This is a genomic window from Rhodovulum sp. YNF3179 (assembly GCF_050586465.1).
In the GTDB taxonomy this organism is placed as follows: Bacteria; Pseudomonadota; Alphaproteobacteria; order Rhodobacterales; family Rhodobacteraceae; genus CAJXYS01.
Window position 1 is genome coordinate 1 of the sequence record NZ_JBOCEG010000004.1, and the last position, 6,845, is coordinate 6,845.

General features: G+C 70.0%; 6 protein-coding genes and 1 pseudogene. 6 read left to right on the forward strand and 1 reads right to left on the reverse strand.

Annotation, left to right across the window (positions count from 1 at the left end):
- Positions 1-146: 146 nt before the first annotated feature.
- Complete coding sequence (locus ACQ5SP_RS07690; RefSeq protein ID WP_430937781.1) at positions 147-1,070, reverse strand: DMT family transporter; 924 nt, start codon at positions 1,068-1,070, stop codon at positions 147-149.
- A 227-nt stretch (positions 1,071-1,297) separates the two neighbouring features.
- Between ACQ5SP_RS07690 and rsfS the strand changes: the two genes are divergently transcribed.
- The 6 genes and pseudogenes from rsfS to ACQ5SP_RS07720 form a co-directional block, all read left to right on the forward strand.
- Positions 1,298-1,657 carry a ribosome silencing factor gene (rsfS, locus tag ACQ5SP_RS07695; protein ID WP_430937782.1) on the forward strand — a complete coding sequence of 120 codons (360 nt, stop codon included), beginning with the start codon at positions 1,298-1,300 and terminating at the stop codon, positions 1,655-1,657.
- On the forward strand, positions 1,658-2,128 hold the full coding sequence (gene rlmH, locus ACQ5SP_RS07700) for a 23S rRNA (pseudouridine(1915)-N(3))-methyltransferase RlmH (RefSeq protein WP_430937783.1): 471 nt from the start codon (positions 1,658-1,660) through the stop codon (positions 2,126-2,128). It begins immediately after the preceding gene.
- Between the two features lie 58 nt (positions 2,129-2,186).
- Positions 2,187-3,707: a 2,3-bisphosphoglycerate-independent phosphoglycerate mutase gene (gpmI, locus tag ACQ5SP_RS07705; protein WP_430937784.1), complete on the forward strand. Its 1,521-nt coding sequence runs from the start codon at positions 2,187-2,189 to the stop codon at positions 3,705-3,707.
- Between the two features lie 26 nt (positions 3,708-3,733).
- Complete coding sequence (locus ACQ5SP_RS07710) at positions 3,734-4,846, forward strand: murein hydrolase activator EnvC family protein (RefSeq protein WP_430937785.1); 1,113 nt, start codon at positions 3,734-3,736, stop codon at positions 4,844-4,846.
- Positions 4,843-6,177: a S41 family peptidase gene (locus ACQ5SP_RS07715; protein ID WP_430937786.1), complete on the forward strand. Its 1,335-nt coding sequence runs from the start codon at positions 4,843-4,845 to the stop codon at positions 6,175-6,177. Before ACQ5SP_RS07710 ends, ACQ5SP_RS07715 begins: the two co-directional genes overlap by 4 nt.
- A gap of 63 nt (positions 6,178-6,240) precedes the next feature.
- Positions 6,241-6,726: pseudogene (locus tag ACQ5SP_RS07720) on the forward strand (RNA pyrophosphohydrolase); the annotation flags it as partial.
- Positions 6,727-6,845: the final 119 nt, after the last annotated feature.

A 6,845-nucleotide genomic window follows, 5' to 3' on the forward strand; every position in this document is an offset into this window, starting at 1 on the left:
CTGTGTTTTCGGGGTGGGGGCGCTAACCCGCAACATCGCTGAGAGCTACGAGACGCTGGTGCGGGCCTGAGGCCCGGGCGCGGCCCGCATCCGCGGGCCCCGCTTTCGCCTTCGGCGAGGATATTTCCGGAACGATGAAGGGGCCCTCAGCCCTGGGGCGTCATGCCCCGGCGCGCCTTGCCACGCCGGATCCCCAGCGCGCGTTCGCGCCAGATGATCAGGATCCCGGCCGTGATGACCAGCGCGGCGCCGCCCAGCATGGTCGGGGTCGGCACCTCGTCGAAGACCGCGTAGCCGATCACCAGCGCCAGCAGCATCGAGGCATAGTCGAAGGGCGCGATCACCCCGGCATCGGCGAAGCGGTAGGCAGAGGTCAGGAAGATCTGGCCGGTCCCGCCGAGAAGCCCGGCCAGGACCAGCAGCGCGACCGGTCCCCAGCCGGGCCAGGCCCAGCCCCAGGGCAGCGTCAGCAGCGACAGGCAGGCCGCAGTGACCGAGAAATAGAAGACGATGGCGGCGGTCGCCTCGGTCCGGACCAGCTTGCGCACGAAAACCTGCGCCAGCGCCGCGCAGACCGCGGCGCCCAGCACCACGACCGCGCCGAGCGTCTCGCGCAGGCTCACCGCGTCATCGCCCAGCGCGGTCAGGCGGGGCGAGAGCACGAGCAGAACGCCGGCGAGCCCCAGCGCCACGGCCGAGAGCCGGAAGAGGCGCACCCTTTCGCCGAGAAACATCGCCGCGAAGATCACGACGAGCAGCGGGGCCGCGTAGCCGATGGCGGTGACCTCGGGCAGCGGCAGAAGGCCGAGACCGGTGAACATCAGCCCCATCGCGCTGGTGCCGACCAGCCCCCGCCAGAGATGGCCGAGCGGGTTCGCCGTGCGCAGCCCGTGCGACAGGTCCCCGCGCAGCGCGAGCCATCCGACGATTACCGGAAGGGCGAAAAACGCGCGGAAGAACACCGCCTGGCCCGGCGGCACGGCATCGGCGGTCGCCTTGATGAGGCTCGCCATGATCACGAAGATGGTGACCGAGCAGAGTTTGAGGAGAATCCCGGTGACGGGGTGCATGGCGCTGTTCCCTGGGCGTGCCGTCTTTCTAGGCGCCCCGGCGCGGTTTGCAAATGCCGGGCGGAATTCCGCCCGGCTCCATTGAGAATGCGGGGGGGCTTTGCTACATTTGTCGCAGGCCCGGCGTCGGGGCCACACCGAAGGCGGCGCGGTTGCAATAGGAGGACAGAGTTCTGTCGCAACACATATCAGCGGTCGAACACGGGACCGCCACAGGGGCCGGGACGGTGAGGCCCCAGGACGAGACGGCGAGCAAGGAGCTGCTCGCGCAAATCCTCACTTCGCTGGAAGACGACAAGGCCGAGGACGTGGTCACCATCGACCTGCGCGGCCGGACCGAGATGGTCGATTACATGGTGATCGCATCGGGCCGGTCCTCGCGGCAGGTGGTCTCCATCGCCGAGAAGCTGTCGGACCGGCTGAAGCAGGACCTCGGCCTGCTCACGCGCAGCGAGGGCAAGGACCAGGGCGACTGGGTGCTGATCGACTGCGGCGACGTGGTCGTGCACATCTTCCGCCCCGAGGTGCGCGAGTTCTACCAGATCGAGAAGATGTGGATGTCCCAGCCGCAACCCGGCCGGGGCTGAATGCGTCTTCACGTCTGCGCCGTTGGCCGGCTCCGCCGGGGGCCGGAACGTGACCTTTACGACGACTACGCGACGCGGCTCGACCGGACGGGCAGGGCGCTCGGGCTTGGCCCGCTGACGCTGCACGAGGTCGAGGACCGCAAGGGGGGCGGCCCGGCCGCGGAGGCCGCGCTCCTCGCGCGGGTCCTGCCGGAGGGCGCGGCGGTCTGCGCGCTGGACGAACGCGGCAAGACGCTGTCGTCCCCGGATTTCGCGGCCATGCTCGCCCGCTGGCGCGACGAGGGGTGGGGCGCCGCGGCCTTCGTCATCGGCGGCGCCGACGGCATCGCGCCGGAGCTTGTGGCCCGCGCCGACGTGACGCTCTCGCTCGGCAGGATGGTCTGGCCGCACATGCTGGTCCGCGTCATGCTCGCCGAACAGCTCTACAGGGCCGCGGCCATCCTGGCCGGCAGCCCCTATCACCGCGCCTGAGCTTGCGCCGCGCCCGGGCGGGTTCTAGAAGGCGGTTAAGGCAGACCCTGGAGTTTCCATGACCGTACCGAAGCCCGTCGTCCTTTGCATTCTCGATGGCTGGGGGCTGCGCGACGAACGCGACGCGAACGCGCCCGCGCTTGCCGAGACGCCGCATTTCGACCGGATCATGGCCGCATGCCCCCATGCGACGCTGGTCACCCATGGCCCCGACGTGGGCCTGCCGCGCGGGCAGATGGGCAATTCCGAGGTCGGGCACACCAATATCGGCGCCGGCCGCATCGTGGCGATGGATCTTGGCCAGATCGATCTCGCCATCGAGGATGGCAGCTTCTTCGAGCGCCCGGCGCTCCTGTCCTTCATCGACAAGGTGAAGGCCGCGGGGGGCACCGCGCATCTCATGGGGGTGATTTCCGACGGCGGCGTACATGGCCATATCCGGCACGTCCTGGCCGCCGCGCGCGTGATCGCCGGGGCCGGCGTGCCGGTCGTGATCCACGCCGTGACCGACGGGCGCGACGTGGCGCCCGACTCCGCCGACGGGTTCATCGCCGAACTGGTCGCCGGGCTGCCCGAGGGCGCGACGGTGGCGACGGTCATGGGACGCTACTACGCGATGGATCGCGACAATCGCTGGGATCGCGTGTCGCTGGCCTATCACGCCATGGTCAACGGCCTCGGGGAAGAGTGCGAGAGCGCCGAGCAGGCCGTGGCCGCCGCCTATGAGCGGGGCGAGACCGACGAGTTCATCGAGCCGAGCGTCATCGCCGACCCGCCCGGCTTTCGGGACGGGGACGGGTTCTTCTGCCTCAATTTCCGCGCCGACCGGGCCCGCGAGATCCTGCGCGCCATCGGCGCGCCGGGCTTCGCCGAATTCGAGACCGGGCGGCGGCCCGCGCTGTCGGCCATGCTGGGGATGGTGGAGTATTCCGAGGGTCACAACGCCTACATGGACACGGTGTTTCCCAAGCGCGACATCGTCAACACGCTCGGGGCCTGGGTCGCCAGGCACGGGCGCCGGCAGTTCCGCCTGGCCGAGACCGAGAAATACCCCCATGTCACCTTCTTCCTGAACGGTGGCAAGGAAGAGCCCGAGGAGGGCGAGGATCGCTGCATGCCGCCATCGCCCAAGGTGGCGACCTACGATCTGCAGCCCGAGATGGCCGCCCCCGAGGTCGGTGCGAACCTCGTGGAGGCGATCGGGGATGGCTACGACCTGATCGTTGTCAATTTCGCCAACCCGGACATGGTCGGCCATACCGGAGACCTCGCCGCGGCCATGGCCGCCTGTGCGGCGGTGGACCGGAGCCTCGGCGCGGCGCTCGATGCGCTCGAGGCGGCCGGGGGCGCGATGATCGTCACCGCCGATCACGGCAATTGCGAGATGATGACCGACCCCGAGACCGGCGGCCCGCACACCGCCCACACGACCAACCCGGTGCCCGTGATCCTTGTGGGTGGCCCGGCGGGGGCGCGGCTGCGTGACGGGCGGCTGGCGGACCTGGCGCCGACGCTCCTGGCGCTGATGGGCCTGCCGAAACCGCCGGAGATGACCGGGGAAAGCCTGATCGTGACATGAGGCGGTTGGGCGGTTTCCTGGCCTGCATGGCATTTCTCGCCGCGACAGGCGCGGCCGTGGCCCAGGCCGATCCGGGGCACGCCGCCCGCCGCGCGGCCCAGCAGATCGAGGCGGCGGCGCTTGCGCTGGCCGAGGCGCGGGAAGCCGGTGACCGGGTCGCGGCGCTGACGCGCACCGTCCGCGCCTATGAGGACGGGCTCGCGGCCCTTCGCGAGGGGCTGCGCCGCGCAGCCGTTCAGGAACGTGCCATCGCGCTCGAATTCGCGGCGCGCCGGGACGAGTTGTCCGGCCTCCTTGGGGCGTTGCAGGCGATCGGGCGCACCCCGGAACCGCTTTTGATGGTGCATCCGGCCGGACCTCTCGGCACGGCGCGGGCTGGGATGATCCTTTCGGAGGTGACGCCCGGGTTGAACGCGCGCGCCGCCGCGCTCGGCGCCGAGCTTGAGCGGCTCCGTATCCTGCGCGAGGTTCGCGCGGCCGCGGCGGAATCGCTGTCGGCGGGACTGCGCGGCGCGCAGGAGGCGCGCAGCGCGCTCTCGGCCGCCATCGCAGAGCGGCGCGACCTGCCGGTGCGGTTCGATGCCGACCCGGCCCGGCTCCGGGCGCTGGCCGAGGCCGCCGACACGCTGGACGGCTTCGCCGCCAACCTGCCGGACCGTTCCGGCGCCGCCATGCCGGCGGGGTTCGCGGCCCGAAAGGGAAAGCTGCCGCTGCCCGTGGCAGGGCGCGTCCTGCGCCGCTTCGGCGAGGCCGACGCGGCGGGCATCCGGCGCCCGGGGCTCGTGGCCGCGGCGCCGCCGCTGTCGCTGGTGACCGCCCCCGCGGCCGTGACGCTGCTTTATGCCGGGCCGCTGCTGGACTACGGAAACGTGATCGTGCTTGAACCCGGCGACGGTTATCTGTTGGTATTCGCGGGGCTCGCAAGGATCTACGGTGAAGAGGGCCAGATCCTGCCCGAAGGCGCGCCCCTCGGCCTGCTCGGCGGGGGCAGCCCGGCAGGGGAAGAGGTGCTGCGGCCGGATCCCGGCGGCACCGGTGGCGTAGAACGGGAAACGCTTTATATTGAGATCCGACACGACGGGAACCCGGTGGACCCCGAGACCTGGTTCACGCTGAACAAGGAACAGGATACGCGATGAAGAAATTCGTCATGGCCGCGCTCGGCGGAACGCTTGCCGGGATCGTGCTCACCTCGCAGGTGGCCGCGCCGCTGATCGCCCAGGAAGCCGACGCCAGCAAATCCGTCTACCAGCAACTCGATCTCTTCGGCGACATCTTCGAGCGCATCCGCGCGCAATATGTCGAGGAGGTGGAGGAGGCCGACCTGATCGAGGCCGCGATCAACGGGATGCTGACCTCGCTCGATCCGCATTCGAGCTACCTGCCGCCGAAGGATTTCGACGACATGCAGGTCCAGACCCGCGGCGAGTTCGGCGGATTGGGCATCGAGGTCACGCAGGAAGACGGCTTCGTGAAGGTGGTCTCGCCGATCGACGGCACGCCGGCCGACGAGGCCGGGATCGAGGCCGGCGACTTCATCACCCATGTGGACGGCGAATCGGTCCTGGGCATGACGCTCGACGAGGCGGTCGAGCTGATGCGCGGGCCGGTCGGCTCGGAAATCAGCATCACCGTGGTCCGCGAGGATATCGACGAGCCCTTCGACGTGACCATCGTCCGCGACACGATCACGCTCACCGCGGTGCGCAGCCGGCTCGAGGGCGACACCGTCGTGCTGCGGATCACCACCTTCAACGACCAGACCTTCCCGAACCTCGAGCAGGGCCTGCAAGACATGGTCGAGGACGCCGGCGGCATGGACAACGTCAACGGCGTCGTGCTCGACCTGCGCAACAACCCGGGCGGGCTGCTGACCCAGGCGATCAAGGTTTCCGACGCCTTCCTCGATGCCGGCGAGATCGTCTCGACCCGCGGCCGCGACAGCGCCGACAGCGAGCGTTACAACGCCACCGACGGCGACCTGGCCGGCGGCAAGCCGATCGTGGTGCTGATCAATGGCGGGTCCGCGTCGGCCTCGGAAATCGTCGCCGGGGCGCTGCAGGATCACCGCCGGGCGGTGGTCGTCGGGACCAAGAGCTTCGGCAAGGGGTCGGTGCAGACCATCATCCCGCTCAAGGGCGACGGGGCGATGCGGCTCACCACCTCGCGTTACTACACGCCGTCCGGGCGGTCGATCCAGGCGCTCGGCGTCTCGCCCGACATCGTCGTGGCCCAGCAGCCGCCGCGCGAAGACGACGACGACGCCGAGGCGCAGCGCCGCACCCGGTCCGAGGCCAATCTGCGCGGCCGGCTGGACAATGACAGCCTGAGCGAGGAGGAGCGCCAGAAGCTCGAGGAAGAGCGCGAGGCGGCCGAGGCCGCGGCGCGGATCCGCGACGAGGACTACCAGCTTTCCTACGCGCTCGACCTGCTCAAGGGTCTGGGTGCACTCGACGCGCTGCAGCAATGATGGGAACCATGCCGGACCGGGCGGGCCGCCGGCCCGTCCGGCCGGCGCGGCCAGGTGGTCCGGATGCCTGAAAAGCCTGCCTCGAGTATCGACGCGCTACCCTATCGCCCCTGCGTGGGCGTGATGGTGATGAACCCCGAGGGCGGCATCTTCGCCGGCCAGCGGATCGATTCGGACTACGATGCCTGGCAAATGCCCCAGGGCGGCATCGAAAAGGGCGAGGACCCGGCCGAGGCGGCGCTGCGCGAGCTGGAGGAAGAGACCGGCATCCCGCGCGACGCGGTCGAGATCCTGGCCTGGACCGAGGACTGGATTCCCTACGATCTGCCGGTGCATCTGGTGCCCCGGCTCTGGGGCGGGAAGTATCGCGGGCAGGAGCAGCGCTGGTTCCTGATGCGCTTCAACGGGGACGAGCGCTTGATCGATATCGAGACCGAGCACCCCGAGTTCTCGCGCTGGTGCTGGCTCTCTCCCGATGACGTGCTGACCCGGATCGTGCCCTTCAAACGCGACACCTATGCCCGGGTGATCGCGGAATTCCGCCCCCATTTTCCCGAGCCCGATCGCGGGGGGGGGGGGGGGGAAAAAAAAAGAAAACCACTCGGGGGGGGGGGTTGTTGGGGGGGGGTGTGGGGAGGGGGGGGGGGAAAAAGTGGAAGGGGGGGGGG